Origin of the sequence: Wolbachia endosymbiont (group A) of Phasia obesa, from assembly GCF_964028125.1 — a bacterium.
GTDB classification, from domain to species: Bacteria; Pseudomonadota; Alphaproteobacteria; order Rickettsiales; family Anaplasmataceae; genus Wolbachia; species Wolbachia pipientis.
In genome coordinates this window covers 63,844-89,350 of record NZ_OZ034764.1, presented here as the reverse complement: position 1 = coordinate 89,350, position 25,507 = coordinate 63,844, and the positions used below count along the sequence as shown (strand labels likewise).

The following is a 25,507-nucleotide window of genomic DNA, read 5'->3' as shown; positions in this document are numbered from 1 at the left end:
AATTGAATTTAAGTTATAGATTGTAACAAAGATGAAGTTCAATACAAGGATTTTAAACTATATCAAAAGCAATTTTATTTTCTACTTTATTCATATAGATTCTTAATTTCTTTCCTTTTATTAATTTACGATTCAGTATTTCTTCCGCTAAGTAACTTTTTATCTCTTTTTCAATAAGTCTCTCTATCGGACGTGCTCCCATTTCCTTACTATAACCCATTTGTACAAGATAAGATTTCACTTCATCCTCTACCAAGCAGTTTATGCCTTTTTGTGTCAGTTGCTTTTTCAGTTCTAGGACAAATTTATCCACAATATGCAAAATCACATCCGTACTTAAGTCGGAAAAAGAAATAATCGCATCAAGACGATTACGAAATTCAGGGCTAAAAACCTGTTCTATCGCTTTTTCACTATCACCAATGTTAAAATTTTTATGCCCAAAGCCAACAAAACTTTTGCTGCGTTCAACTGCTCCTGCATTAGTTGTCATAATTAAAATTATATTGGAAAAGTTAACTTTACGTCCGTAAGTGTCTGTAACGCAGCCATAATCCATAATTTGTAGCAATATATTATAGATATCGCTATGAGCCTTTTCAATTTCATCAAGCAGCACAACACTATATTGATTGTTAGATACAGACTCTGTGAGTAATCCACCTTGATCATAACCTACATATCCAGGAGGAGAACCAATCATCCTTGATATCGTATGAGATTCAATATATTCGGACATATCAAAGCGTATAAGATTCATGCCCATGCTTTCTGATAATTGTTTTGCTAGCTCGGTTTTACCAACACCGGTTGGTCCTGCAAAAAGATAATTTGCTAAAGGCTTATTGTAATTTCTCAACCCAGATTTAGCAATTTTAATAGAACTAACAAGAGATTCTATTGCCTGCTCTTGGCCAAAAATCACCTTCTCTAGATTAGCTTTTAAAGATTTTACTTTCTGCAAATCATCAGATTCAGATCCACAAGGCACATTTGTAATTCTAGTAATGGTATTCTTAATATCTCTACTATTTACAATTTTACCCCTGTTTCTTAGCAATTTACAATATGCCCCTGCCTCATCAATAACATCAACCGCTTTATCAGGTAATATTCGCCCAGTAATATACTTATGCGAAAGTTCAGCCGCAGACCTAATGGCATTCTTTGTATAATATACTCCATGATACCCTTCATAGTAGTGCTTTATGCCATCTAGTATCTTTATCGTTTCATTAACAGAAGATTCTTTAACATTAATTTTTTGAAACCTTCTCGCTAGTGCTTTATCTTTTTCAAAACTAGCGCTGTATTCTCTATATGTAGTTGCACCTATACAACGCAGTGTACCTCTTGCAAGCGCAGGTTTGAGTAGGTTACCTGCATCAAGAAAGCTACCACTTGTAGAACCTGCTCCAATGATAGTGTGTATTTCGTCAATAAAAAGGATAGCACCTGGTTTTGCCTCAATTGCTTTTATTATAGATTTTATTCTCTCTTCAAAATCACCTCTGTAGCGTGTCCCTGCAAGGAGTGATCCTAAATCCAAAGCATAAATTATACTGGACCTGAGCGCACTTGGAACACTGCCTTCAATGATCTTGAGTACCAAACCCTCAACTATTGTTGTTTTGCCAACACCTGGGTCTCCAACATATAAAGGGTTGTTTTTTCTACGCCTCAATAATATTTCTATAGTGCGATTTAACTCATAATCACGACCAATAACATAATCTATTTTTTTGCTTCTTGCATAGTCATTTAAATTTTTACAATAACTTTGTAGAATTTCCTCATCTTTTAGTAGCTCACCTTTATTTACTGTAGTAGGAGCGTCATTATTTTTATCAAGTTTTACTTTATGATTGGTGGTGTATTCATCTATATCGCTCAAGTATTTCATATTAGATATATGGTAAATCAAATTGGAATCTTTCGCATTTTGTTTCTGCAATAGATTTTCAACGTATAAGTCTTGCCTAGACAAAATTTCTACTAGAACATTTGCTCCATTTATTTCTTTTTTTCCCAAGCTATGAGCCCGTATTATTGCTCTGTGTATTATGCATTGAAACATTGAGCTAGGTTTAACTCCACTGATAATCAATTCAGAACTGCTTTGTAAAAACCCTTTTATATTATTATTATAATCATTAGCCTTAATATTGCATCTTGATAGAATGTTATCCATACTGATGATTTCATCGGCTCTGATATTACATCTTGATAAAACGTAATTTACATCCACGTCTTTAGTTAACGCCAGCAATAAATGTTCTACTTTCGCATATTTAAGATTAAAATTAGAAGCAATGAATAGTGCTCTATTCAAACTTGCCTCTAAGTTTTTGGAAATCATCTCCTATTCTCTTTAAAAGTGGGAACTCATATATAATGAATAGCACACAATTATTAAAAAATTTGAAATCCAGCAGTTCGCTGTAGCCAATTTGAATCCCACTCTGGATCTACGTCATAGCACCGCAATATCTCAGCATAGATTCCGCTAATGAGTAGCGGAATGACGAGTTTTACGCTTATCAAATTGTAGGTAAATCCTATTTAATACGCTTTTTCTAGTACTCTGCTTTTCTTCTTAAATGCATTGATCTTTTTTCTACCGTATTTAGTCTTTAACGTACTTGGCCTTTTAAAGACCTTTTTGCTGTTACGTTTTTTAAATTGCACACTACAATCAAAATTTAGCTCTCCTTCTTTGTCTGCCAGTACAGGCAGTCTTCTCTTATCTTGAGGTGTAACAAAAGATAGCGCATACCCTTCAGCTCCAGCGCGTGCAGTTCTACCTATACGATGAATATAGTCAGCTTGCGATTGTGGTGCATCATAATTGATAACATGTTGAATGTGGGGAATATCAAGGCCGCGAGAAGCAACATCTGTTGCAACCATGATTTGATTACGGCCACGACGAAAAGAATTAATGACCCTTTCGCGCTTGTGCTGCCTTAAATCACCATGAATTGCTAAAGCGCTATAGTCATCTTTGTGCAATCTGTTAGCTAGCTGATCCGCTCCTCGCTTTGTTTTGACAAAGATAATGATTGATCCTTCGCGCTGACATAGTTGTGTAACAAGCTTTTCATATTTTTCTGATTCTGATGCATAAACAATTTCTTGCTTAATTTTTACAGAAGTTGTAACCTCACAATCAACAGAAATACGTTCTGGTCGATTAAGGTACTTCTCAGCAAGTTTTACTATATCTCCAGGAAGAGTTGCAGAAAACATAAGAGTTTGCCTTATTTTAGGCAAATGCTTCATAATTTCTTCAATCTGAACTCCAAAGCCCATATCAAACATACGATCCGTTTCATCAAGCACAAGAACGCTAACATTGCGAGTAATCAAAGTTTTACGCTCAATATGGTCTATAATACGACCAGGAGTACCTATTACAATTTGTGGTTTTTTCTGAAGCTGATTTAGCTGCCTAAAAATAGGCTCACCACCAATCAACAAAGCGACCCTTAGTGCAGAATTTTGAGATAAGAGTTTTCTTATCTCATTTGTTACCTGATGCGCAAGCTCTCTGGTTGGCACGATGACTAAAGCTGAACCAGTGTTAGGCTCATTCAGCAACTTAGCAACCAACGGAATAGCAAATGCTAAAGTTTTTCCAGTCCCCGTTTGAGCAGATCCGAGAATATCTTTACCTTGTAGCGCTAAGGGAATCGCTTGTATTTGAATCGGAGTTGGGACGAAAAGATTATTTTTATCTAGAGCTTGTCTAAGCGAAGCTGGGAGACCCATCTCATGAAAATTATTCACAATACGTTAATCCTGTTAAAAGACTTCATAATAGATTAATCTTCCAATCTTAAATTTATTGCAGATTTTTTATCTTCTCCGTTTCTACCGCGCTCCTCTTTAACCTCATAACTCACCCTTTCTCCTTTTATTCCCTTCTCTTTATTCTCTCCTTTAAGTGCCTCAGGTCTTATTCCCGAACGTTCCAATGTGCTAATATGTACAAAAACGTCACCCCCTTTACCTTCTGGCTTGATGAAACCATAGCCTTTTTCGGCATTAAACCATTTTACATTACCAAATTCCATTTAAACAACTCCTAAATTATTAACTAACATTACTAATGTGATGAAAAACTTTGAAATTACGATTGAGAATGCTTTAAGCTTAGCTATTGAAACTAAACCTTTATACTCCATAGTCTATTCTTAACATTACATGACAATAATACACAATTGTTGTACTTGATGCAAATAAATTTTTTAATCGTTAAGCGAACCTGCAACCGTCATTTCGCTAACTTTAATCGTTGGTGAATTAAATTGCCCACAAAAAGTTAGATCATCTGCAACGACTAAATTGCTAAACATATCCTTCAAATTGCTAGCAATGGTAATCTCATGTATTGGATACGTTATTTTTCCATTTTCTATAAAAAATCCGGAAGCGCCTTGGCTGTAATCGCCATTGATTAAATTGACACCAAAACCAAATAAATCAGTTACATATATTCCCTCTTTCACTTCCTGAATTAATTCTTCAAACGATACATCACCATTCTCAATGTAGAGGTTACTAGCTGCAGGAATAACTGCAGCATTACTTGCACGAGTTGCACTTCCGGTTGTTTCTGAGTCTAATTTTCTAGCCGAGTATAAGTCTAAAATCCAATTTTGTAATATTCCGTTTTTTACAAATATATTTTTCTTGCTAGTTATCCCTTCTCCATCAAATGGTCTCGATGCTATGCCTCTTGGCAACAATGGATCATCGATAATATTAATTCTATCGTTGAAAATCTGAGCGTTTAAACTACCCCTCAAGAAAGAACTGTTGCTTATAATACTGCTCCCATTTATAGCAGAAGCAAAACTTTTTACTAGCCCTTTTGCTGCTCTTTTTTCAAAAATAACTGGAAATTTACCAGTTTTCATTGTACGTGAATTCAATTGATCAACTGCTCTTTTTGCTGCTTCTTTTCCCATTAACTCTGGCAACTTTAAATCACTAAAATTACATGCTATATCATAATCGTAACCAACCTTCATTTCACTTTCTCTTCCAGCAACAACAGAGACCTGATTAGCAAAGGTTGATTTACTAAACGAGCCAATAAAACCAGAAACAGTCGATAATACTGTATTCACTAAAGCGTATGAAGAAGAGGCTCCTTCAGAATTAGTGATACTCTTATGTGCAAGGGCTGAATTTTCTGCAGCTTCAGCAATTTCTTTTAGGTTATCAACGGTTACAACATTATTATCTGAGATACTTAAATCTGCAGAAGAGATATAATTACTACCATTTACAGCAAAATTAATGCAAGGATCTTCTGGCGCATTCTTTGCCATTTCTACCACTTGGCTTACTGTATCACTCAGATTATTCAAATCGTTTGTAGAAATATACGCAGCTTTGTTTTTACCTGCTATAGCTCTGATTCCTACAGTGCAATTTTTAGATTGTGATATTTGCTCAATTTTTGATAGACGCTGAGAAACTGAAGTCTTATTAGTTTCATATATTGTAACTTCCGCATCTTGATTTTGCTTTTTTATTAGTTTAGTAATATCTGCTGCAATATTTAATATATTCATTTTCTATTCCTTAGATTTCTATAAAGATTCTGCACCACCTATAACTTCAATTAAATCAGTCGTAATCGCTGCTTGACGAGAACGATTATAAAGCAATGCTAATTTGTTCAGTATCTCTTTAGTGTTTCTGTTTGCTGATTCCATAGCAACCATTCTAGCACTATTCTCACTCGTTGCACTTTCAAGTAAAGCAGAGTAAAGAGCAATTACAACGTAATCTTGAACCAAAGATTTTAAAATAAATTCAATATTTTGTGGTTCATACTCATAGCCGTAATCTGTTGTTGGACCAGCCAGAGAGCTATCAATCAAGGATGAGTCTTTACTCCATGGTTTTATTGTTTCCAACATTGGTTTTTGCGTGAAGGTATTATAGAATTTACTATAAAAAACTTTAACTTTATCGTATTTACTTAAATCTATACCATCAACCAAAGCTTCTACGTGCTTTAACGTGATTCCCTTACTATTTTCAATTTTTAAGATACTTTTAGAGTCAAATCTATTTTTACCTACATCAAAAGCTTTTTTACCAAGAAATACAATATCTACTTTTTTGCCATTTGCGATTGACTTATTTACACGCTCTTGACTAAATTTGACAATAGAAGAGTTAAAGTTGCCGCACAAGCCACGATCAGACGCAATAATGAATACTAGGTAAGAACCGTCGTTACTGACATTTAGAATTTTTGCCAGTAATTCTTGATCAACTGATAGCATTAATGAAAAAATAATGTTATGCAGCTTAGATACATATAATTTTGAATTTAATAACTTCTTTTGGCTTTGTAACAACTTTGCTGCAGAAACCATTTGCATTATTTTCGTGGTTTTCTGTACAGACCTAATATTCTTAATTCTTAAGGATAATTCCTTTAAGCTCTTCATTTTGTATACAACCCTGATTTATTAAAATATATAACTGTTAGTGTCTAAAAGCAAGTTTTTTTGACATTAAAACCAAGTCTAGCTAAGAAACTTGCAGGTTTATTGTTTGGAGATAAGGATTATATTAAGAAAGTGCTCTAACTTCAGCAATATCAATGTGAAAGTAGCCTAATGGTAATTTCTACACTTTGTGGAATTTTATAATATATAATAAACACAATTAAAACTATTACAACTTGAACACTTATGATCCCATTGTTCTAGTTCCCTGTTACAATTTTTACATTTCCAGCCTGGACCAGGCAAAGCTTCTGAGCCCATCTTGTTTAGCCAATAAATTACCTTGTCGTGTTCTTGCAATGTAACCTTGAGTTGTATTACAATAAAGTAGATTGACATGTAATTAGCTTTTTTCATAGCAGTGTCTAAATATTGACTTGCAAGATCATATTTACCTGAACTCATTGAGGACAAAGCAAGTAAACAGTAACTAAAATAATAATCAGGGCGTAAGTTGTATAGTCTTTCAGCACCTTTACTATTTAAATTGATGTACATTTTAGCTGACTGAGGAGTAGGATTTACTGTATACTCTGCCTCTAGCACTGCAGAAGCTTTTCTGATTTTTCCAAGTTTAATATATAATTCTGCCTTTAAATAATTGATGGGCTGAAAAATTGCACTATAACGTTGTGCTCTAAATAAAGACTTTATAGCCTCCTTAAAATTTCCTTTACTTTCATATTGCTTTGCTAAAGCGCAATAAAACACTGCAAACATTTCTTTATGATCAAAGGGGAGAAAAATATTGGACTTAACTGCTTCCTTCAACCTCAAAATTGCATTAATCCAATCTTCTTTCAATATGCAATGCTCTATTTGAAAGGGAATAGATAGCATTTTATCGTTAATTGAACTAGAGCAATATTCTATAAATTTTTGAAAGACTACTTTTTCTTGTTTGAGGTGGACAATCAGCTTATTGGCTAGAAGTAGAGCTAAGTTACGATTTTTATTTGCAATATTTGTTAAACCGTTACTGAAAAAGCTGTAATTTCCCGTCTTACCTGAGTTAAAGAGCTTTATTAAAGACAACCTATCGCTCTCCTCACTCAGACTTTTAACTAGCTTTTGGGCATTCTCTATATTGTCTAAGTCTATGCTAAAGAAAGCTTCAAAGAGAAGCAATTCTTCCCTATCCCTTCTTCTATTTCTTATGTTGGCAAATGTTGATGAAATGGAGGAAAAAAAGCGTACAAGTGTAATTAATAAAAATAATAAAACTACACAAGTAAAAATAATGAAATATAGATCAATACTTATAGTGTAATTGCCTAATTCCAATTTTATTACTTCACCACTTACCTTGACCCATATACCAAATAAAAACGAAAAAGCGAAAATTATAAAATAAATCATGAGATATATTGTAATAAGCGATGATATATTGTTGAAATATTCTTAGAAGCTACAATAAAACCATTCAATTTATTCAGCCATGGCTTGAATTCTGAATGCGTTAAATTGCTTACTGTAACAGTTATATTTTGCCAATCATTATCATTTATTGACTCCTCAATTTCTGCGAATTTTACTCTTAATGGATCATTTCGGTCGTCTACCTTTATCCAGTTTGAAATGATTTTTTTAGACAATGTACTTTTGTTGTAATCGATAGTATCAATAGTTTTTTCAAAAGATAACTTCAATTCGTGTAAGGTATTTATCTCTTTCAAATTTTCTAATTCATCTACTGCATTTTCTATCTCTGGATCGTCAAGCTCTGATATCAAAGGCTTTATTGAATTTATATGGTTATCAAATTTTGCTTCTCGCAATAACGAATTCTTCATTTTAACCACAAGTAATAGCAATTTTGCAAGGTTCTTACATCTTGAGTTATTATCACCTTGCTCACATTGAGTATGCTGACTTCTCTTGAGGTCAAATATCTTTTTTTCTATTCTAGATTGATTAACTTCAAGCAACATTCTAAATTCATCCATGTTTTCCGTTAAAGCTTTCACATTGTTTTCACTCTCTTGCTGATTTATTTTTAAAAAGATTATGTTATTTATTGTGATGTAACCGGTAAATAACAATACAATTAAGAACCAACCTATGTACTTTTGCTGAGTATCATTCATAACGTAGTATCTCCGCAGGATCTTGTGCAGCTGCCTGCAACGCAGGAGCAATTGTCGCTAAAAATGATAAGAGTAACGCAAGTGCAGAAATATTTACTACGTCTTGGGGTACTAATATCACTGGCAAACTTGAAAAAAAGTATATCATAGGATCAAACAGCTTGACGTTAGTAATGTTTTCTAAAAACACTCTAATGCTTTCGATATTGAGAGAAAAAACGACACCTATAATACAGCCAAGACAAGTTCCCGTAAAACCGATTAATAGACCACAAGCGCAAAATATACGCATAATGCTTCCACTTGTTGCACCAAATGTACGCATAATTGCAATCGCGGATTTCTTTTCTTGCACTATCATCATTAAATTTGAGATAATATTAAACGCTGCTACAACTATAATCAAAGTGAGAATTAAAAACATCACATTTCTTTCAGTTTTTAAAGCACTAAAATAATGGCTTTGCTGTGATTGCCAACTTTCAGCTTCCATTCCTATTTCTTTTTCTATAGCATCTGCCAGCTTATCAGCTCTAGTAACGTCGTCTACAAGTACTTCTATATTTTTTATGCTATTTTTATAATTAAAAAAGGCTTGTGCTGATTTTAGAGGCATATATATCAAGGTATTATCATACTCAAACATACCCATATCAAATATTGCTATAACTTTATATTTTTTCATTCGCGGCATTTCACCAAGTAATGCATCAAATTCTTCAGATGATATAAACGTAATTTCGTCGCCATAGTCAACGTTCAAAGCTTCTGCTAAGCGTGCTCCTATTATTATTCCTTCATCAAATTTTTTTACATCACCTATAATTACATTATTTGTAACGGCAGTACTATCAAGCAAGTCTTTAGTTGATACACCTCGCACTACGCTACCTGCAATTTTACCGTTTGCTACAATAATAACTTGATCATTGGTCATAGGAGTAGCTTTTAATATACCAGGAATTCTCTCAATAGATTTTGAAACTGCGTAGTAATCTGAATTTATGTTCCTATCAAAATAAACATTAATATGGCCATCAATGCCAAGTATTGAGTCAAGCAACTTTGCTCTGAATCCGTTCATCACAGACATCACCACTATTAGTGTTGCAACTCCAAGGGCAATGCCGATAATAGAGAACAAAGTCATTATAGAGCAAAATCTGGCATTTTTCGCTCGCAAATAGCAAGCAGCCATAGTAATTTCAAAGGCAATGGACATTACAAAATATTTTGAGGTTAAACATTATATTTTTGAAACTTCGTATAATTGTAGACTTTTCTTTATTTGAAAACTAGAGATTTTTGCTTCCTTAAATTTAGCAGGCTTATAGAGTATCTTTAACATTAGAATTTCAAAATCTTCCATATACATCATCCAACCTCACTATATCATTATCAGATAAATGCTCTCCTATCTGAAATTCAACTATTTCAAGTGGAGAGCTTATGCTTCTATTTTCAATCCTATGGGAAACTTCCCTTGGGATTTCTATCATATGGTCTTTTGCTATAGCATATTCTTTGTCTTCTAAACTAACATACCCAACTCCTGATAGCACTATATGGTATTCATCTCTATAGTGATGGAATTGCTTAGAAGTGCAGCTTAATGGATTTATAAAAAGATATTTTATAAGAAAATTTTCGCTCATTAAAATTATACTACAAAATCCCCATGGTTTAACTTCTTTCCTTATCACCTTTACTTTCTTAACTTTATGAATAAATGAAATTAGACTTTTGTTTGGTTGCTTACAAGCTCCACCCAATAAATTTTTATTACTTTTTGTCGTTGAAACTGGTTCTTTTTCTCTAATCACATGCTGAAATGACACCGGTTCTTTACTAAACTTCTCACTCAATTCTAAAACTGAATTCCAAGTTCCAACATCCAACCAATCGAAATTAGCTTCTATCATTGCAACGTTTTTTGCTTTCTCCATCACCAAGTAATCAATGGATATGCCTTCAATTCCTGCAAAATCTCGTTGTTTTAAATACAGAAATCTCTCTTGCGGTGTGAAATATTTAAAACATAAATTGTAAAGATTCGGGGCAGATTTTTTAATCTCATCTATGTAGCGTTTTGCTTTAAACACAAATATTCCAGAGTTCCAATAATGATCGTTACTTAACTTACGCTCGGGCTTTTCTGTAAAATCTTTCACTATATGACATTTTTCTTTCTGATCATATACTGCATTTATATAGCCGTATTCAGAATTGAATTCATGAGGCTTAACCCCAAAAGTGACTATAGAGTTAGTTTCAGAGGCTAACTTAGACGCTTTTTGAGTAGAAGCATAAAAACTATTCAAATCACCTATAAAATGGTCTGAAGGCAGAATTAACATTGTCTCGTTTTCATTGCAGAGAAGTGCAGCAATTAATATTGCCGCTGTTGTTCCAATTTTCACTGGTTCGAAAATCACTTTATATTCTTGCAGTGCATGCAATTCCTCCATCACTAATGACTCGTACTGTATATTTGTAGCAATTATGGGCGGCATATAATCGCTTTTTAGCCTCAAAAAGTGTTGTGAAACATAGTGTTCTGACTAAATATTTTCTGAAATTGCTTTGGCTTAGATAAAGGCCAAAGTCTGCTACCACTACCACCACACAATATTACAGGGCGCATTTAGTTAAGATATTAATTAAATAATTAATATCTTATACTGAGGGCAAAATACATGCAAGTTTTTGTTGTGGAATAGTTAATAAAGAAAGTAAATGTTGATTTAAAGTAATTGCTAATGAGAGTGATCATGTGTAGCGCCTTGCCCTTGCTGTGAATTTCTTCTATTTTGTAATTCCTCAACATGACCTTTTCTTTTATCACTTAATATTTCATTACCCTTATTTTGTTCTTCCTCAGGACTCTTTAGTATTTCATTACTCTTGCTAACTTCTTTATCATCCCCTTGTTTCTTTGGCCTTCTAGCGTTAAGCTCATCCCATGTGCCCACTAGTGAATCACGATTCCCATGATCCGGCTTTAGCCTTTCTTCACCTTTAATAACATTAAAGTCACTTTTTGCTTCTTCCAAACATCCTTTCAGTTGGTGTTTCCACATGGTGTAGTAAGCATCACCATATTTTTTCTCATTTGCTACAAACAATAAAATTGGAGCCTTAAGTATAGTAGCTCCCATATTCACTAAATTTTTTATTGCCATTGCAGGAGTAAATAAAAGATAACCAAAAGACTTTGCAATTGGGTTTTGTTCGCTTATTAAATACTTCCCTAACTTTATAGGAAGAGAAGTCAACAATTTAGTACAAACTTTAGCCAAGCTTGTAGCAAAAACGATAGGAACAGATATAAGACTTTTATCTAGCTCTAGATTACCATTCTGATCTCTAATTTCTGAAAAATGGGTGCTTAGCTTTTTGTCATCACTAGTGTATAATAATTCTCCATTTCTTCCTTTTTCATCAACAACTTCCTGAACTTTACCTTCTTTATTTTTCACCTCTTTAGTTAGCACAGAAGAGTTAGTTAATTCAAACGGATATTGAGGATTCTTAGTTTTTTGAGCTTCGAAAATTGGCGCGTGTTTTTTCAAATCCATTCTCGAAAAGCCTAATGGCTCAAAGTATGACTTATTTAACCAATCTATAGGAATTTGCTTACCCTGATTGTCTATATAATTGATAGTAAAATAAGATCTATCATTATCTTCATTTTTGGGAACTAAAGATAATCTGAAACTTGGTTGTTTTCTATTCTCATCTTTTTGACCATACAAAAGTTTATAGGTTGGATTTTTATCTTTATCTAGTATAGCATCTCCATGCATATCCCTGTTTTCTATGATTTTAGCAGACTGTACAATTTGATCATAATTTTTTGGATACTGGCATTTCCTTCCATCATACATCATTACCTTTCTAAGGTCTTCGACGTAAACTTGAGATTCAGGTGAAGTAAGCAGACCTTTTGCTTTAAGTGTAAGATCTATTGCTCCCTTTTTTAATGCTTCAAACATATTGTCAAACCAAAATCGCTATAATGCTATAGTTCAATAATAAAACTAGTACACTAATAATATATTAACACAGCACCGGTGATTTTACAAGAAAATATGCCTGTAGAAGATAAAGATTGTAAAAGCGAGGGTTATATAAGTAATGCTTGATAAGTACTTTATGCATGTAATTGTAAAAATCCTCAAAGGTACGCTGTGTATATAATCTTCGCATACTACCTGCATTCCAAGAACTGCGTGCCAAAAAATGCAAAACAACAATACAACAAAAAATAAAAGCTCTAGAGGGTGATTAATAAATTTTTCACTAAAAGACAAAGAGCTATCAGTATAAAATGTGCAAGAAAATGAATAGATAAACCAAGGAAACAGGAACAGTAAAATTACCGCAGAAACACGCTGAACCCACCAATGATGTACTGAATTTCCAGACTGACTCATATAAACATAAATAAAAAAGCCATAGTAGAAAGAAGTAGCGTTACTGTCAGCAGTATAGCACCCCTTGAAACGCCAGTAATTTCTAAATTAAGCCCAACATCCCACAATAAATGACGAATACCATTAAGAAAATGATATACAAAACTTATAAAACATAAGACATAAGCTAATTTAGCAACAGGAGTGAATAATAATGCATTTAAGTACCTTACTATAAGTAACTCAGGAAAGTAAACATGTAATATGAAATACCAAGAAAGTATCATTAATAAAAGGAATAGCAAGATACCAGTCAATCTATGCATAATAGAGAAAAAACTAGTAACTTGTACTTTATATATTTGTAAATGTGGAGAAAGAGGTCTATCACTCATAAAATTCCGTTATCGGGAAATTAAAATAAAGTAGAAGTAAAGACAGCAGTATAGCACATAACAACACCATCATTAAAAATGGTAAATTATGTGCAAAGCCTAAGGAGGTAATCCAGCTGCAGATTCCCCTACTGCTACCTTGTTACGACTTCACCCCAGTCACCGATCCCACTTTAAATAACTCCCTCCTTGCGGTTAGGTCGTTAGCTTCGAGTGAAACCAATTCCCATGGCGTGACGGGCAGTGTGTACAAGACCCGAGAACGTATTCACCGTGGCGTGCTGATCCACGATTACTAGCGATTCCAACTTCATGCACTCGAGTTGCAGAGTACAATCCGAACTGAGATGGCTTTTAAGGGATTAGCTTAGCCTCGCGACTTTGCAGCCCATTGTAGCCACCATTGTAGCACGTGTGTAGCCCACTCCATAAGGGCCATGATGACTTGACATCATCCCCACCTTCCTCCAGTTTATCACTGGCAGTTTCCTTAAAGTCCCCAGCATTACCTGATGGTAACTAAGGATGAGGGTTGCGCTCGTTGCGGGACTTAACCCAACATCTCACGACACGAGCTGACGACAGCCATGCAACACCTGTGTGAAACCCGGCCGAACCGACCCTATCCCTTCGAATAGGTATAATTTCCATGTCAAGGAGTGGTAAGGTTTTTCGCGTTGCATCGAATTAAACCACATGCTCCACCGCTTGTGCGGGTCCCCGTCAATTCCTTTGAGTTTTAATCTTGCGACCGTAGTCCCCAGGCGGAATGTTTAACGCGTTAGCTGTAATACAGAAAGTAAAACTTCCCATATTTAACATTCATCGTTTACAGCGTGGACTACCAGGGTATCTAATCCTGTTTGCTCCCCACGCCTTCGCGCCTCAGCGTCAGATTTGAACCAGATAGACGCCTTCGCCACTGGTGTTCCTCCTAATATTTACGAATTTCACCTCTACACTAGGAATTCCTCTATCCTCTTTCAATCTCTAGATTAGCAGTTTTAAAAGCAATTCCAAGGTTGAGCCTTGGGATTTCACTTTTAACTTACTAATCCGCCTACGCGCCCTTTACGCCCAATAATTCCGAATAACGCTAGCCCTCTCCGTATTACCGCGGCTGCTGGCACGGAGTTAGCCAGGACTTCTTCTGTGAGTACCGTCATTATCTTCCTCACTAAAAGAGCTTTACAACCCAAAGGCCTTCTTCACTCATGCGGCATGGCTGGATCAGGCTTTCGCCCATTGTCCAATATTCCCCACTGCTGCCTCCCGTAGGAGTCTGGACCGTATCTCAGTTCCAGTGTGGCTGATCATCCTCTCAGATCAGCTATAGATCATTGCCTTGGTAGGCTATTACTCCACCAACTAGCTAATCTAATATAGGCTCATCTAATAGCAATAAATTTTTCCCCCGTAGGGCGTATACGGTATTAGTTGCCGTTTCCAACAATTATTCCGTACTACTAGGTAGATTCCTATACATTACTCACCCGTCTGCCACTAAGTTATACCATAGCAGGCTACAATATAACTCCGTTCGACTTGCATGTGTTAGGCCTGCCGCCAGCGTTCATTCTGAGCCAGGATCAAACTCTCAAATTTAGACTTCAACCTATAAAAGGTTGAGGGTACATCGGATAAATCCGACAAAAAATAATTTAGCTTAATACTGCTGTCTTTATTTCTACTTTAGAAATATTTTAATCTCCAACTATTCAAACAACTTTAAGAATATTATTATGTGATATAATCACTATGTCAATATGTTTTTGCAAATCAAAAGCATTAATGTATAAATATATAACTATTTGGAATATTACCATGAAAAAATACATCTTTCTGCTTGCACTCGCGCCAATGTTAGTTGGCATCACATTATACTTATTGCGCAACATTGATAACACAAAACAATCTATAACTGCAGGTGACAAGTTTTACGAAGTATTATTCTTAAAAAAAGATAATAAGCCGCTGCTAGAAGAAATAGATTCAAATTGGGAGTATTTAGCAAATTTTGAACGCGCATTCAATCATATCTCAGATTCAATGCCAACAGACACAGCATCTATTTATAATGATTTGGCAGATGATAAAGATGCTCCTAATGTTTTGCGTGAGTTAGCACAATATTTAGAAGTAATGAGCTTACTTCACTCCAACGGTGAAAAAATAAATAAAGATAAAATTGATAATTTAGAATCAAGTGCAGTGTATCCTTATTCAAGCCAAGAAGCTATTGCTGTAGTAAAGATACACAATAACGACGTTAAGGGTGCAACTGAAATATTGCGTTCCCTATTAAATGATAGAAAATGCCCTATCCTAATCAAAGCTAATGCACAAGAATTACTCAGGATATATGGGAGTTAACTCATTGGACTTTTTGCATAGCTTTTGGCAGCGCATCGGATGAAACGAAAAAACTTACTTGACACCCTTCGCCAGCGCCCTTATCATGATAGTGAAGCTATTGTATTTGCTTTCGCCAATCTGCAGATTAAAAGGTAAGGATTACTTAATGTATCGGCGTCTTATGTTCAATTTTTTGCAGTATATAGATACTGTATGTCTTTACAAAACTTCATCTACATCTAGATTTTTATCTAAATAAGCTGAACGCGCTTATAAAGCGTTACAAGACATCAAAAAATGCCAATACTCGACAGAGATAGTAAAAGACTAGCTAACTCGGGGATTCTTTGTCTTTTTTTCTGCTTAGTAAATTTCTTAAACATTTGCAGCGTAAGTTAGTTGCAATTAAAAGCAGCTTAATCTTGCTTGTCAAGCGTTTAAAACATAAAAAACGCCAATATTTTAAAGCGGATAATAACCCCAGGGCTTCTTTTGCCTTTTTTTTCGTTTGGTAAATTTCTTAATATTTATGGCTAAAGATTGCACGAATGTTGCAATTACAAAAACGATTTCTACTAGGGTGTCATCCCAGTGCGTGACACTGGAATCCAGCCTTTATTATGCAGCCACTTGGTTGAAATTAAGTCTTCTGGATCCCAGTGTCACGCACTGGGATGACACCATTCTTTTTCCTGGATCCAAGTAGTCAGGGCACTGGGATGACAGCTACCCTGACAATCGTCATCCCGCTGCTTGTTAGCGGATACCGCGGCGGGATGACGTAGAAGTTATACTTTTATGCTTACCAACTTAATAAAATTCCTGGATTCCAGTGGGCTTTGTTGCATCGCTCAAGTGAAAAGAACTGGCAGTTACTGACAAAATTCATTATAAATAGCCATTTAACTGTTGAAGAAAAAATATGCCACAAAAAATGAGAGTCAGTAACTGCCATGAATATAACAAATTTCTCCAAGAAAGAGGAAGCATTTTTTGTTATATCAATGACGCCATAGAAAATTGGTACGAGAATTGTCCAAAAATGCAGGGCGGCAACTATATTTATAGTGATAAAGTTGTGATTTTGGTGCATATAATCGTCAGTTTCTTTAGAATTGGTTTAAGACAAACAGTCGGGTTTATAAAAGGGTATTTGCAACAAATAGGAAGAGATTTGGCAGTTATCAGCTATTCACAAGCATCAAGAAGGTTTAAGAAACTTAATATTAAGATAAATGATTGCAGAAAATAATATGGAAGATATCGAAATTGCTATAGACAGTACAGGAATTAGTATATACAACAACACTCCTGGTCACAGCAAGGAAAATAGCACTAACAGAAAATATCGTGGCTATGAGCAAACGAGAAAATTGCACGTAATGTTGAATATAAACAACAAAAAAGCCATAGCTGTAAAATACAGTAACGGTGTCTACTCTGATCACTATGGAGCTTGTGATTTGCTAAAAGAAGTTGATTTTCAGCATGCCATAAAAGCACTATATGCAGATAGAGCATGTGATAGGCACAAGTTTTATAAGTTGTGTAACGAATATGATATAAAGACAAAAATTCCACCAATAAACAATGCGGCAGAACATCCAGAAATAGATTATATGTCTGACAGGAATGCTGCTATTAGGTTAATAAAATTATACGGTGAAGATGGCATGAAAGAATGGAAAAAAGAAGTAAATTATGGGAAAAGATCTTATATTGAAGGGTTTTTCTCAAGATTAAAGCAAATATTCGGATTTAGTTTTAGGAATAAATCTGAGATAAATCGAGAAAAAGAACTGCTAATCAAATGCTATTTGCTTAATAAATTCACTGATATTGGTATGGCTAAATTTGAGATAGTTACATGAATTTACCATAAATCACCATCTCATAAAGTGTGATGCAACAAAGCCATTCCAGTGTCAGCTACTTTCATGACACCAACAGTTGATATTGGTTTGTTGCTTTGCTAGCCAACTACTAGCTATGCCTCAAGTTTCCTATTCAAAATTTTCAATATCAAATCCAATTCATTTGGATTATCATACCGTATCATAACTTTACCCTTAGAATTGTTGTCATTAATTTTGATCTTTAAACCAAGTTGAGAAGATATAGCGCCTTCTATTACTGTCATATCTTGATTTCTAGTATATCTCTGCTCTTTTTGATTGTTGTTTTGATGTAGGTCCTTTATCAGTTTTTCAGTTTGTCTAACGCTTAAGCCCTGAGAAACTATTTTTTCTGCAATACTTTCCGCATTTTCAACATTAATCAACGCTCTTGCATGACCCATAGACAATTTTTTCTCATTGATCATTGTTTTCACCCTATCAGGGAGCAACAACATCCGAATCATATTGGTTATGTGGCTGCGGCTTTTGCCTATAGCTGAAGCTAATTCCTCATGTGTATAGAAAAACTCATCTATCAGTTTTCTGTAAGCTTCACCTTCCTCTATTGGATTAATATCTTGCCTTTGTATGTTTTCAATAATGGATACTTCCAAGCATTCCTTGTCGCTCAGATCTTTTATGATAACCGGTGCACTATCAAGATTTGCAATCTTGCTTGCTCGCCAACGACGTTCTCCAGCTATTATTTCATAACCATCATCATTTGAATCTTTGCGTACCACGATAGGCTGTATAATGCCACTTTTCTTTATCGAATTTGCAAGTTCTCTTAATGACTCCTCGTCAAAATGTTTCCTCGGTTGAAATTTGCTTGGGTGCAGTAATGAAATAGGCAAATGCTCTTGTCGATCTTCTTTATTATCATAATTATCGCCTATGAGGCCGGCAAGACCTCTGCCGAGGCGTCTATCATCCTTCATACTACGCCCTCGCTTACTAGTTTCTTCTCCTTACAACTGCTCGCGTGCTTTTTTAAAATTTCCCTTGCCAAACTTATATATGCTTGTGCACCAGGACACTTAAGATCATACACAATAGCGGGTTTTCCATGAGAAGGCGCTTCTGATAACCGTACGTTACGTGGAATAACAGTCTCATACAATGGGATGATAGTTTTGTATACTTTATCATTTAAATACTGGCAAATATCGTTTTTAATCTGTTCACTGAGTTTGTTGCGCCTGTCATACATTGTTAACACTATCCCTTCTATTGCCAAAAAAGGGTTTAGGTTATTTCTTTTTATCAGCTCTACAGTTTTAACTAAATGGCTTAATCCCTCCAAAGCAAAAAATTCACACTGAAGAGGGACAATAATAGAATTAGCAGCAGTCAAAGCATTTATGGTTAGAAGCCCAAGTGATGGAGGGCAATCGATGATTATATACTCATAATTATCGCGTATCTTCTCTAATGCGCTTTTTAGCACAAATTTTCCTCGCTCAAGTTGCGATAATTCAATTTCTGCAGCTGATAAATCAACTACTGACGAAATTAGTGATAAATTTGGAATTTCCTTTATATTGAAAATTGCCGATTCTATCAATTTATTTTCGCTGCTTAGTAGTATTTTGTATATATTTTTTTCTTCCCTACTACGATAAGAAATCCCGAGCCCGGTGCTAGCATTTCCTTGAGGATCAAGATCTACCAATAAAGTGCTTTTTCCCACAGCAGCAAAGGCTGTCGATAAATTTATACTAGTTGTGGTTTTGCCAACTCCACCCTTTTGATTTACTATTGCAATAATCTTGCTCACGCCTTTTATCTTATGTATAAAATAATTCTATTGTATATATGCAAGAAACTTTTGCATTAGAAAATTTTTTTGTTGTTAACCACACTAAAATTAGACTGTCTTTTTTGCTTTGTGTAACACACTTTGAACCTTGTTTCCTAATTCATTCAGAGTGAATGGTTTTGGCAAAAAGTGAAAATCTTCTATATTGATGTCATCACTCTTTAAAAAAGCATCTTCTGCATACCCAGAAATAAAAATAACGTTGATATTTGGCCTATGGATCAATGCTTCTTTAACTATTTCTGGGCCGCTCACCTCTGGCATGATTACATCAGTGATTATAAGATCTATGTGTTGACTTTTTTTACTGATTATTTCTAGCGCCTCGCTGCCTATGCTTGCTTCTATTACATCAAATCCTTTTCTTTTGAGTGCTTTAGAGATGAATTCCCTTACTGAATCTTCATCTTCGATTAATAAAATTATACCATTACCTTTAATTTCACTTACTACCGGTTTTTCTGTTTCTTCACTATCTTCCTCTCTATCATTTTCATCTGATATGTAAACCATGGGCAAAAATATGCTAAATTTAGTTCCATGATTTACTTTGCTAGCAACATAGATGTATCCTTCAGTTTGTTTAATAATGCCATATACAGTAGAGAGGCCAAGACCTGTACCAGAGGTAATATCTTTGGTAGAAAAAAATGGATCAAAGATCTTTTCAGTTGTATCACTCGTCATTCCACATCCAGTATCAATTACTTCAATCACAACATAATTTCCATGTTCAATCGCTTCCTTGTCTGGAGAAAACATATCCTGAGGTGTAGAATTTAATGAGTCAATCTTTTGATTAAAGGTTCGTATAGTTAATTCTCCGCCCTTTTCCATAGCAGCACTAGCATTGACTGCTAAGTTAAGTATAACTTGCTCTAATTGCCCTTGATCAGCCCTAACAGCACCCAAGTCTCTACCATAATAAATATTAAATTTTATATTTTCACCTATTAATCTTTTTATCATTTCATAAAGATTAGCTATAGTATTATTTACATCAATAATTTTTGGCTGCAAGGTCTGTCTTCTTGAGAAAGCAAGCAATTGTCTTACTAAATTTGATCCACGCTTTGCATTTTGCTGTATCTGTATTATATCTCCAAAAGATGGGTCACCAGCTGAGTGTTGGAGTAAAAGCAAATCGCAAAATCCTATTATCCCAGTCAATATATTGTTGAAATCATGCGCAATACCACCTGCTAACTGCCCTATAGCTTGCATCTTTTGATAATGCTCAAGCTTTATCTCTAGGTTTTTGTGTTCAGTATTGTCAATAAAATAACAAAGTATGAAGATCATTTTATTATGAAGAAACTTATTGAAATATATTTTTATGTTATTACCGCCGTTGAGCTGTACATCAAAGGACGCATTATTTATTCTATTACTCGAAAAATATTCACGTATTTTCACATGATAACTATCCAATATCAATGTAAAGATTGAATTATTATCTGACCCTGCAAGCTTTATTAGTGCCGTATTTTTCTTTACAAAGTTGCCGTTTATGTCACATTGTGCAATAGCAATTGATGAATTTGCAAAACAAGGGTGTAATTGATAATCAACAAGATTTGATTCGGTTGGTGTTATAAAGCCATATATATAGCTATGGTTGTATTTATCACAAAATATAGCAGTGCTCATATAAGCCTTGAATGGAATACCACTTATAGTAAAAAACAAAATTTCATTATCGGTTATTGTATTGTTATACTTAGATTGAGATATAAAATCACTGATTGAGCTACCTTTTTCCAGTTTTTTCAGTTCAAATATGTCTAAAAATCTTTTATTTACAGATAAAATCACTCCTTTGGCATTTGCAATGTAAGTTCCTATACTGTGTTTTTCTATTAACTCTTCATATATCTGCTCCTTGTTTATCTGTGTTGCTTTTAACACAAAATACCCATCTGGCCTTGCTATTGGCACTAATGATAAATTTAAAATCTTATTACTATTTATAGCAATTTGGGGATTATCTGGTATTGGCTCAAAGAGCAAAAGAAAGTTAGATACTCTATTCTTCTTGTTTAAGGAAATGCATACCTGTACAGAAGAGTTATTTTTTAGTGCATGATAGAGTACTTTTTTGTCTGCTTCTGAAACATCTCCTATTTCAAGAATCTTGCCTAACGTAATGTCATCATCTATTATATGATCTTTAAACCTTTCGTAGAACCTTGCATCAGCATAAATAACACCCTCATCTTTATGTAAAATAAGGCAAAATTCTGTATTATGATTTAGTGCATTTGCAAATATTGCATTTTGAAATTCTATAGTATTAAGTAGGTATCTGTAGCGTTTTACATTATACATCATAAAGAGAGTTGTTAGAATGCTAACTAATAAATTAATCTCTATATTAATATGCTGACTATATATATCAAAAAAGTAGAGTATCGATATTGCTACTGGAGGTAAGAGCATAATAACTGCCATCACAACAATTGACATTCCATAATTTCTTAGTATGAAGTCAACCCTGTTCTCTTTTTTGTTATCTATGTATCTTTTACTCATTATTGTTACTTGGCATTGTTGTACATACGAAAATGTTTTATTATATTGATTTAATTATTATAGATTTATTAACGTCTTTGATAGATAATTATCATCCAAATCTAATTAAGTTCCTTAAATATCAGATATAACAATGTTAATAAGCTAGCGAGAGGGTATTATGGAAAAACAAAGAACACAAGCATTTAAATGGTTCTGTGCACTAAGAGATAAGATCATAGAATCTTTCTTATTAATTGAAAAACAATCATCCGCAGAGCCAAAGATCGAAAAGAGAAAGTGGGATCGCCCAGGTGGTGGAGGTGGTGAATCTACAATTATTTTTGGTAATGTTTTTGAAAAAGTTGGAGTAAACGTTTCAAAAGTACACGGAAAATTTGCAGATTCAGCCATCAATGAAATTCCTGGTGCAAGTGAAAGTAACGGAGAGTTCTGGGCAAGCGGTATATCTTTAGTGTCTCATATGCAATCGCCCCTTATCCCTGCAGCGCATATGAACACAAGGCTGATATATACTTCAAAACAATGGTTTGGTGGAGGAATGGATTTTACGCCAATATATAGAAATGAAGAAGATTGCAAGTATATTCATGAATCAATCAAAATGACATGTGATAGATTTGACACCGGATATTATCCAAAATTTAAAGAGCAATGTGACAATTATTTTTTCTTACAACACAGAAAAGAGCCACGTGGCATTGGTGGCATTTTCTATGATAATCTGAGTTCTGGCAACTGGGAAAACGATTTTGAGTTCACAAAAGCAGTAGGTGAAGCCTTTTTGGAAATTTATTCGCACGTCATACGTAAACATATGCAAAAATCTTGGACAAAAGAACAACGAGAAAATCAATTAATAAAACGTGGCAGATATGTAGAATTCAATCTGTTATACGATCGTGGCACAAGGTTTGGTTTAATGACGGACGGCAATCCAGATGCAATTATGATGTCAATGCCACCACTTGTTAAGTGGTTATAGAGAGCTGCTATTAGTAGAAAATAAATCATCATAGTTTAAAATTGCACCATGATAGTGAGCTTTTATATAGGGGGTATAATCATGGGCATAATAGATAATTTTTTAATTAAATCTGTCAAAAACAATGACATAAAAGGTGTTAAACTGACTCTAATTCTCTATGATGCATTAAATAGTTTTAGAAAATTCTTTTCAAAGACTATGTCTCTCAAGAATACAGGATCATTTGATATAAATAATAATCAAGCTTTAAATCAGGCTTTAGGACATGCTACAGATCACAAAATAATGGAATTGCTGATTAATCGTGGAGCTGATATCCACTCAATAGATGAGAATGGAAAGAATGTTATAATTCGTGTTATTGAGAGTTTAGCAGAATCAAAAAATCTAAAATTGGATAGTGAGAAAAACTTACCAGCAGAGATAATTCTTCACCCCACAGTTTCCTTTTTACTAGGAAAAGGCGCAGAGTATTATTCTACAGATGATTTGAATGTTGAAGCTATACAACAAAAACCTCCTAGAACCTCTGAATATGAGCCAATAACTATGTACGCTGAGGTGAACAACAATGTAATACCACCTCAAAAACCTTCTAGAACTTTTGAGTATAAGCCAAAGAGCACTAATTATGATGCTTTGCCTTCAAAAGAGCCAATTTACGCTGAGGTGTATGATGCTAAGGTTAGTAACTCATTAGGGGAGAATGGTTATTTGAGTGTATCAGAAGAATCTATTTATGCTGAAATATATGATTCACATAAAAAATCCACTGAAAATTTATCATTGGAAGATAGTGGTTATTTGAGTATATCAGAAGAACCTATTTATTGCACTATAGATGATCTTTCAGAACAAAAAAAGCCTGCTAGCCTAAAACAGAAAGAGCCAGAACAGTCGTCAGAACCTATTTATGCTAGGGTAGATTTGTCCAAGAAAAGAGCAGAAAGAAAAGCAAAAGACATAAAAGCTAATTCTGGAACTTGCCATGGGTTAGTGCAAGATAAAGTGAATGATTGGCAAGTGAAGCTAAATGAGCTAAGTGCTAATAAGTCGATAAGTCAGCAACAGACTAATGATCAAAAAATTAAGACCAAGGCTGGCTTTAGTGTAGAAGAAATAAGGCAGAAATATGAGCGTAGAGATTCTGGCTACGATTCTGGCTATGATTCCGATACAAAAGTTGAACAACAATTAGAATTAGCTCCTAAATCTGAGATAGGTTCAGTGAGTATTGAGCATGGAGTAATAGGAGGCTGTCGATATAAGATTACTGATATATCCCTCTAACTATGTGATTCAAAATAATTGAATTGACTTTATATATGTAATCGATATAACCTAGTTAGATTCAAGTTGACTCTTTCGTCTAGTGGTTAGGACACCACCCTTTCACGGTGGTAACACGGGTTCAAATCCCGTAAGAGTCACTCAAATAGAATATAATTAAAGTTTTAAATGGGAAAAATTAGGCTTTATGTTGAAGAAGCTTTATCACAAGGCGTGAGTTTAGCACTTAATCCACAACAAAGTCACTATATTTGCAATGTAATGCGGCTTAAGAAGTATGATAATCTCTCTCTTTTTAATGGAAAAGATGGAGAATGGTTAGGAGAAGTAGTTAATATATCGCGTAAATTGACAAAAATTACACTCAAAGAATGTGCCAAACAACAGCAATATGAGGAAAATTTATACCTGTATTGTGCCATGGTAAAAAGTGCTGCTTTGAACAACATAGTAAGACAGGCAACTGAAATGGGAATAACTTGCATTCAATTTATTTCAACGGAACGTACAGTAGTAAAAAACATTAACCTAAGTAGAGCAAAATTACAAGCAATCGAAGCAGCGGAACAATCCGGTAGGATGAGTATACCAGAGATTTTGCCTCCTATTAACTTTTGCGAATTACCTGATTCCCAGAGTAAAAATTTTGTTTTATGTGATGAAACAGGTAAAGCTGATAAAGTGCTGAAAGGTAAGAAAAATGTTGCTATTATTGTTGGCCCTGAAGGTGGTTTTTCATCTTATGAACTTGATCTTGCCGATAAGTTTTGTCAAAAATTGAGTCTAGGAAAAAGAATTTTAAGAGTCGATACCGCTGTGGTTGCTGCACTAACTTTCACCAATTGGTGTAGCTAGATTTTTAAATATGGCTAAGATAAAGAAATCTGGTTCAGTGTTGCGCGCACAAAAACCCTGTAGACTTTCTACGAAGCAGTCTGTTGTTAAAGAGGAGCTAATAAAAAACATATTCTAAGATAATATTAAATCTCATATTATATTTTTTCTAAAGTAAACAAATGAATCTTGCATTTTGCCTGAGTTATTGATACTCTGAGTAAAGAAGTCGGGGCGTAGCGCAGTCTGGTAGCGCATTTGGTTTGGGACCAAAGGGTCGGGAGTTCAAATCTCTCCGCCCCGATGTTAGTATAATTGTAAGAACGCTGTAACATAAGAGTAATCTCCATCAGTA

Annotated in this window: 23 protein-coding genes, 2 tRNA genes and 1 rRNA gene; 9 read left to right on the top strand and 17 right to left on the bottom strand. The window is 34.5% G+C overall.

What is annotated here, in order from left to right; translation table 11 throughout:
- Positions 1–52 precede the first annotated feature (52 nt).
- From ABWU29_RS00450 to ABWU29_RS00385, 14 genes are all read right to left on the bottom strand, one after another.
- The gene (locus tag ABWU29_RS00450; protein ID WP_141456698.1) at positions 53–2,359 is read right to left on the bottom strand and encodes an AAA family ATPase; all 2,307 of its coding nucleotides are present in this window, start codon (positions 2,357–2,359) and stop codon (positions 53–55) included.
- A gap of 203 nt (positions 2,360–2,562) precedes the next feature.
- Positions 2,563–3,789, bottom strand: coding sequence for a DEAD/DEAH box helicase (locus ABWU29_RS00445; protein WP_015589458.1), 1,227 nt, complete (start codon positions 3,787–3,789; stop codon positions 2,563–2,565).
- A gap of 35 nt (positions 3,790–3,824) precedes the next feature.
- The gene (locus tag ABWU29_RS00440; protein WP_006279919.1) at positions 3,825–4,076 is read right to left on the bottom strand and encodes a cold-shock protein; all 252 of its coding nucleotides are present in this window, start codon (positions 4,074–4,076) and stop codon (positions 3,825–3,827) included.
- A gap of 174 nt (positions 4,077–4,250) precedes the next feature.
- Positions 4,251–5,585, bottom strand: coding sequence for a TldD/PmbA family protein (locus ABWU29_RS00435; protein WP_010081974.1), 1,335 nt, complete (start codon positions 5,583–5,585; stop codon positions 4,251–4,253).
- 18 nt (positions 5,586–5,603) lie between these two features.
- Entirely contained in the window at positions 5,604–6,476 is an 873-nt protein-coding gene (atpG, locus tag ABWU29_RS00430; RefSeq protein ID WP_010081973.1) for an ATP synthase F1 subunit gamma, read from the bottom strand.
- A gap of 198 nt (positions 6,477–6,674) precedes the next feature.
- The gene (locus tag ABWU29_RS00425) at positions 6,675–7,895 is read right to left on the bottom strand and encodes a heme biosynthesis protein HemY (RefSeq protein WP_353280037.1); all 1,221 of its coding nucleotides are present in this window, start codon (positions 7,893–7,895) and stop codon (positions 6,675–6,677) included.
- Complete coding sequence (locus tag ABWU29_RS00420; RefSeq protein ID WP_015589456.1) at positions 7,892–8,623, bottom strand: hypothetical protein; 732 nt, start codon at positions 8,621–8,623, stop codon at positions 7,892–7,894. Before ABWU29_RS00420 ends, ABWU29_RS00425 begins: the two co-directional genes overlap by 4 nt.
- On the bottom strand, positions 8,616–9,845 hold the full coding sequence (locus ABWU29_RS00415) for a lipoprotein-releasing ABC transporter permease subunit (protein ID WP_012673387.1): 1,230 nt from the start codon (positions 9,843–9,845) through the stop codon (positions 8,616–8,618). Before ABWU29_RS00415 ends, ABWU29_RS00420 begins: the two co-directional genes overlap by 8 nt.
- A 133-nt stretch (positions 9,846–9,978) precedes the next feature.
- Positions 9,979–11,136, bottom strand: a complete 1,158-nt coding sequence (locus tag ABWU29_RS00410) for a sugar phosphate nucleotidyltransferase (protein WP_353280035.1) — start codon at positions 11,134–11,136, stop codon at positions 9,979–9,981.
- A 17-nt stretch (positions 11,137–11,153) separates the two neighbouring features.
- Positions 11,154–11,267: a sugar phosphate nucleotidyltransferase gene (locus ABWU29_RS00405; RefSeq protein WP_353280033.1), complete on the bottom strand. Its 114-nt coding sequence runs from the start codon at positions 11,265–11,267 to the stop codon at positions 11,154–11,156.
- 112 nt (positions 11,268–11,379) lie between these two features.
- Entirely contained in the window at positions 11,380–12,618 is a 1,239-nt protein-coding gene (locus ABWU29_RS00400) for a hypothetical protein (RefSeq protein WP_264378172.1), read from the bottom strand.
- Between the two features lie 84 nt (positions 12,619–12,702).
- Positions 12,703–13,059 (bottom strand): succinate dehydrogenase, hydrophobic membrane anchor protein, encoded by a 357-nt coding sequence (gene sdhD, locus ABWU29_RS00395; protein ID WP_010963113.1) that lies wholly within the window; start codon positions 13,057–13,059, stop codon positions 12,703–12,705.
- Positions 13,056–13,433 carry a succinate dehydrogenase, cytochrome b556 subunit gene (sdhC, locus tag ABWU29_RS00390; protein ID WP_015589453.1) on the bottom strand — a complete coding sequence of 126 codons (378 nt, stop codon included), beginning with the start codon at positions 13,431–13,433 and terminating at the stop codon, positions 13,056–13,058. Before sdhC ends, sdhD begins: the two co-directional genes overlap by 4 nt.
- 100 nt (positions 13,434–13,533) lie before the next feature.
- A 16S ribosomal RNA gene (locus ABWU29_RS00385) occupies positions 13,534–15,038 on the bottom strand.
- A 153-nt stretch (positions 15,039–15,191) separates the two neighbouring features.
- Here ABWU29_RS00385 and ABWU29_RS00380 point away from each other — a divergent pair.
- The 4 genes from ABWU29_RS00380 (at position 15,192) to ABWU29_RS00365 (ending at position 17,659) form a co-directional block, all read left to right on the top strand.
- Entirely contained in the window at positions 15,192–15,806 is a 615-nt protein-coding gene (locus ABWU29_RS00380; RefSeq protein ID WP_015589452.1) for a hypothetical protein, read from the top strand.
- 511 nt (positions 15,807–16,317) lie between these two features.
- On the top strand, positions 16,318–16,494 hold the full coding sequence (locus tag ABWU29_RS06000) for a hypothetical protein (RefSeq protein ID WP_410529688.1): 177 nt from the start codon (positions 16,318–16,320) through the stop codon (positions 16,492–16,494).
- 216 nt (positions 16,495–16,710) lie between these two features.
- Positions 16,711–17,040 (top strand): transposase, encoded by a 330-nt coding sequence (locus ABWU29_RS00370; RefSeq protein WP_141456678.1) that lies wholly within the window; start codon positions 16,711–16,713, stop codon positions 17,038–17,040.
- On the top strand, positions 17,024–17,659 hold the full coding sequence (locus ABWU29_RS00365) for a transposase (RefSeq protein WP_264953956.1): 636 nt from the start codon (positions 17,024–17,026) through the stop codon (positions 17,657–17,659). Before ABWU29_RS00370 ends, ABWU29_RS00365 begins: the two co-directional genes overlap by 17 nt.
- A gap of 116 nt (positions 17,660–17,775) precedes the next feature.
- Here the strand turns inward: ABWU29_RS00365 and ABWU29_RS00360 are convergent, their stop codons facing one another.
- From ABWU29_RS00360 to ABWU29_RS00350, 3 genes are all read right to left on the bottom strand, one after another.
- On the bottom strand, positions 17,776–18,627 hold the full coding sequence (locus tag ABWU29_RS00360; protein ID WP_006279814.1) for a ParB/RepB/Spo0J family partition protein: 852 nt from the start codon (positions 18,625–18,627) through the stop codon (positions 17,776–17,778).
- The gene (locus tag ABWU29_RS00355) at positions 18,624–19,466 is read right to left on the bottom strand and encodes a ParA family protein (protein WP_006280226.1); all 843 of its coding nucleotides are present in this window, start codon (positions 19,464–19,466) and stop codon (positions 18,624–18,626) included. Before ABWU29_RS00355 ends, ABWU29_RS00360 begins: the two co-directional genes overlap by 4 nt.
- 90 nt (positions 19,467–19,556) lie before the next feature.
- Positions 19,557–22,040: a response regulator gene (locus ABWU29_RS00350; protein ID WP_141456695.1), complete on the bottom strand. Its 2,484-nt coding sequence runs from the start codon at positions 22,038–22,040 to the stop codon at positions 19,557–19,559.
- 160 nt (positions 22,041–22,200) lie between these two features.
- On the opposite strand from ABWU29_RS00350, the gene hemF reads away from it, so the two are divergent.
- The 5 genes from hemF (at position 22,201) to ABWU29_RS00325 (ending at position 25,456) form a co-directional block, all read left to right on the top strand.
- Positions 22,201–23,025 carry an oxygen-dependent coproporphyrinogen oxidase gene (hemF, locus tag ABWU29_RS00345; protein ID WP_015589449.1) on the top strand — a complete coding sequence of 275 codons (825 nt, stop codon included), beginning with the start codon at positions 22,201–22,203 and terminating at the stop codon, positions 23,023–23,025.
- An 81-nt stretch (positions 23,026–23,106) separates the two neighbouring features.
- On the top strand, positions 23,107–24,318 hold the full coding sequence (locus ABWU29_RS00340) for an ankyrin repeat domain-containing protein (RefSeq protein WP_227738571.1): 1,212 nt from the start codon (positions 23,107–23,109) through the stop codon (positions 24,316–24,318).
- A gap of 68 nt (positions 24,319–24,386) precedes the next feature.
- Positions 24,387–24,458: transfer RNA gene (locus tag ABWU29_RS00335), tRNA-Glu, on the top strand.
- Positions 24,459–24,486: 28 nt separating this feature from the next.
- Entirely contained in the window at positions 24,487–25,173 is a 687-nt protein-coding gene (locus ABWU29_RS00330; RefSeq protein ID WP_015589447.1) for a 16S rRNA (uracil(1498)-N(3))-methyltransferase, read from the top strand.
- A 209-nt stretch (positions 25,174–25,382) separates the two neighbouring features.
- A tRNA-Pro gene (locus tag ABWU29_RS00325) sits at positions 25,383–25,456 on the top strand.
- Positions 25,457–25,507: the final 51 nt, after the last annotated feature.

What these genes read in the sequence shown, in the direction of transcription:
- ABWU29_RS00450 (WP_141456698.1), bottom strand. Translation starts at nt 2,359, where the DNA reads ATGATTTCCAAAAACTTAGAGGCAAGTTTGAATAGAGCACTATTCATT.
- ABWU29_RS00440 (WP_006279919.1), bottom strand. Translation starts at nt 4,076, where the DNA reads ATGGAATTTGGTAATGTAAAATGGTTTAATGCCGAAAAAGGCTATGGT.
- ABWU29_RS00435 (WP_010081974.1), bottom strand. Translation starts at nt 5,585, where the DNA reads ATGAATATATTAAATATTGCAGCAGATATTACTAAACTAATAAAAAAG.
- atpG (WP_010081973.1), bottom strand. Translation starts at nt 6,476, where the DNA reads ATGAAGAGCTTAAAGGAATTATCCTTAAGAATTAAGAATATTAGGTCT.
- ABWU29_RS00425 (WP_353280037.1), bottom strand. Translation starts at nt 7,895, where the DNA reads ATGATTTATTTTATAATTTTCGCTTTTTCGTTTTTATTTGGTATATGG.
- ABWU29_RS00420 (WP_015589456.1), bottom strand. Translation starts at nt 8,623, where the DNA reads ATGAATGATACTCAGCAAAAGTACATAGGTTGGTTCTTAATTGTATTG.
- ABWU29_RS00415 (WP_012673387.1), bottom strand. Translation starts at nt 9,845, where the DNA reads ATGTCCATTGCCTTTGAAATTACTATGGCTGCTTGCTATTTGCGAGCG.
- ABWU29_RS00410 (WP_353280035.1), bottom strand. Translation starts at nt 11,136, where the DNA reads ATGCCGCCCATAATTGCTACAAATATACAGTACGAGTCATTAGTGATG.
- ABWU29_RS00405 (WP_353280033.1), bottom strand. Translation starts at nt 11,267, where the DNA reads ATGCGCCCTGTAATATTGTGTGGTGGTAGTGGTAGCAGACTTTGGCCT.
- ABWU29_RS00400 (WP_264378172.1), bottom strand. Translation starts at nt 12,618, where the DNA reads ATGTTTGAAGCATTAAAAAAGGGAGCAATAGATCTTACACTTAAAGCA.
- sdhD (WP_010963113.1), bottom strand. Translation starts at nt 13,059, where the DNA reads ATGAGTCAGTCTGGAAATTCAGTACATCATTGGTGGGTTCAGCGTGTT.
- sdhC (WP_015589453.1), bottom strand. Translation starts at nt 13,433, where the DNA reads ATGAGTGATAGACCTCTTTCTCCACATTTACAAATATATAAAGTACAA.
- ABWU29_RS00380 (WP_015589452.1), top strand. Translation starts at nt 15,192, where the DNA reads ATGTCAATATGTTTTTGCAAATCAAAAGCATTAATGTATAAATATATA.
- ABWU29_RS06000 (WP_410529688.1), top strand. Translation starts at nt 16,318, where the DNA reads ATGGCTAAAGATTGCACGAATGTTGCAATTACAAAAACGATTTCTACT.
- ABWU29_RS00370 (WP_141456678.1), top strand. Translation starts at nt 16,711, where the DNA reads ATGCCACAAAAAATGAGAGTCAGTAACTGCCATGAATATAACAAATTT.
- ABWU29_RS00365 (WP_264953956.1), top strand. Translation starts at nt 17,024, where the DNA reads ATGATTGCAGAAAATAATATGGAAGATATCGAAATTGCTATAGACAGT.
- ABWU29_RS00360 (WP_006279814.1), bottom strand. Translation starts at nt 18,627, where the DNA reads ATGAAGGATGATAGACGCCTCGGCAGAGGTCTTGCCGGCCTCATAGGC.
- ABWU29_RS00350 (WP_141456695.1), bottom strand. Translation starts at nt 22,040, where the DNA reads ATGAGTAAAAGATACATAGATAACAAAAAAGAGAACAGGGTTGACTTC.
- hemF (WP_015589449.1), top strand. Translation starts at nt 22,201, where the DNA reads ATGGAAAAACAAAGAACACAAGCATTTAAATGGTTCTGTGCACTAAGA.
- ABWU29_RS00340 (WP_227738571.1), top strand. Translation starts at nt 23,107, where the DNA reads ATGGGCATAATAGATAATTTTTTAATTAAATCTGTCAAAAACAATGAC.
- ABWU29_RS00330 (WP_015589447.1), top strand. Translation starts at nt 24,487, where the DNA reads ATGGGAAAAATTAGGCTTTATGTTGAAGAAGCTTTATCACAAGGCGTG.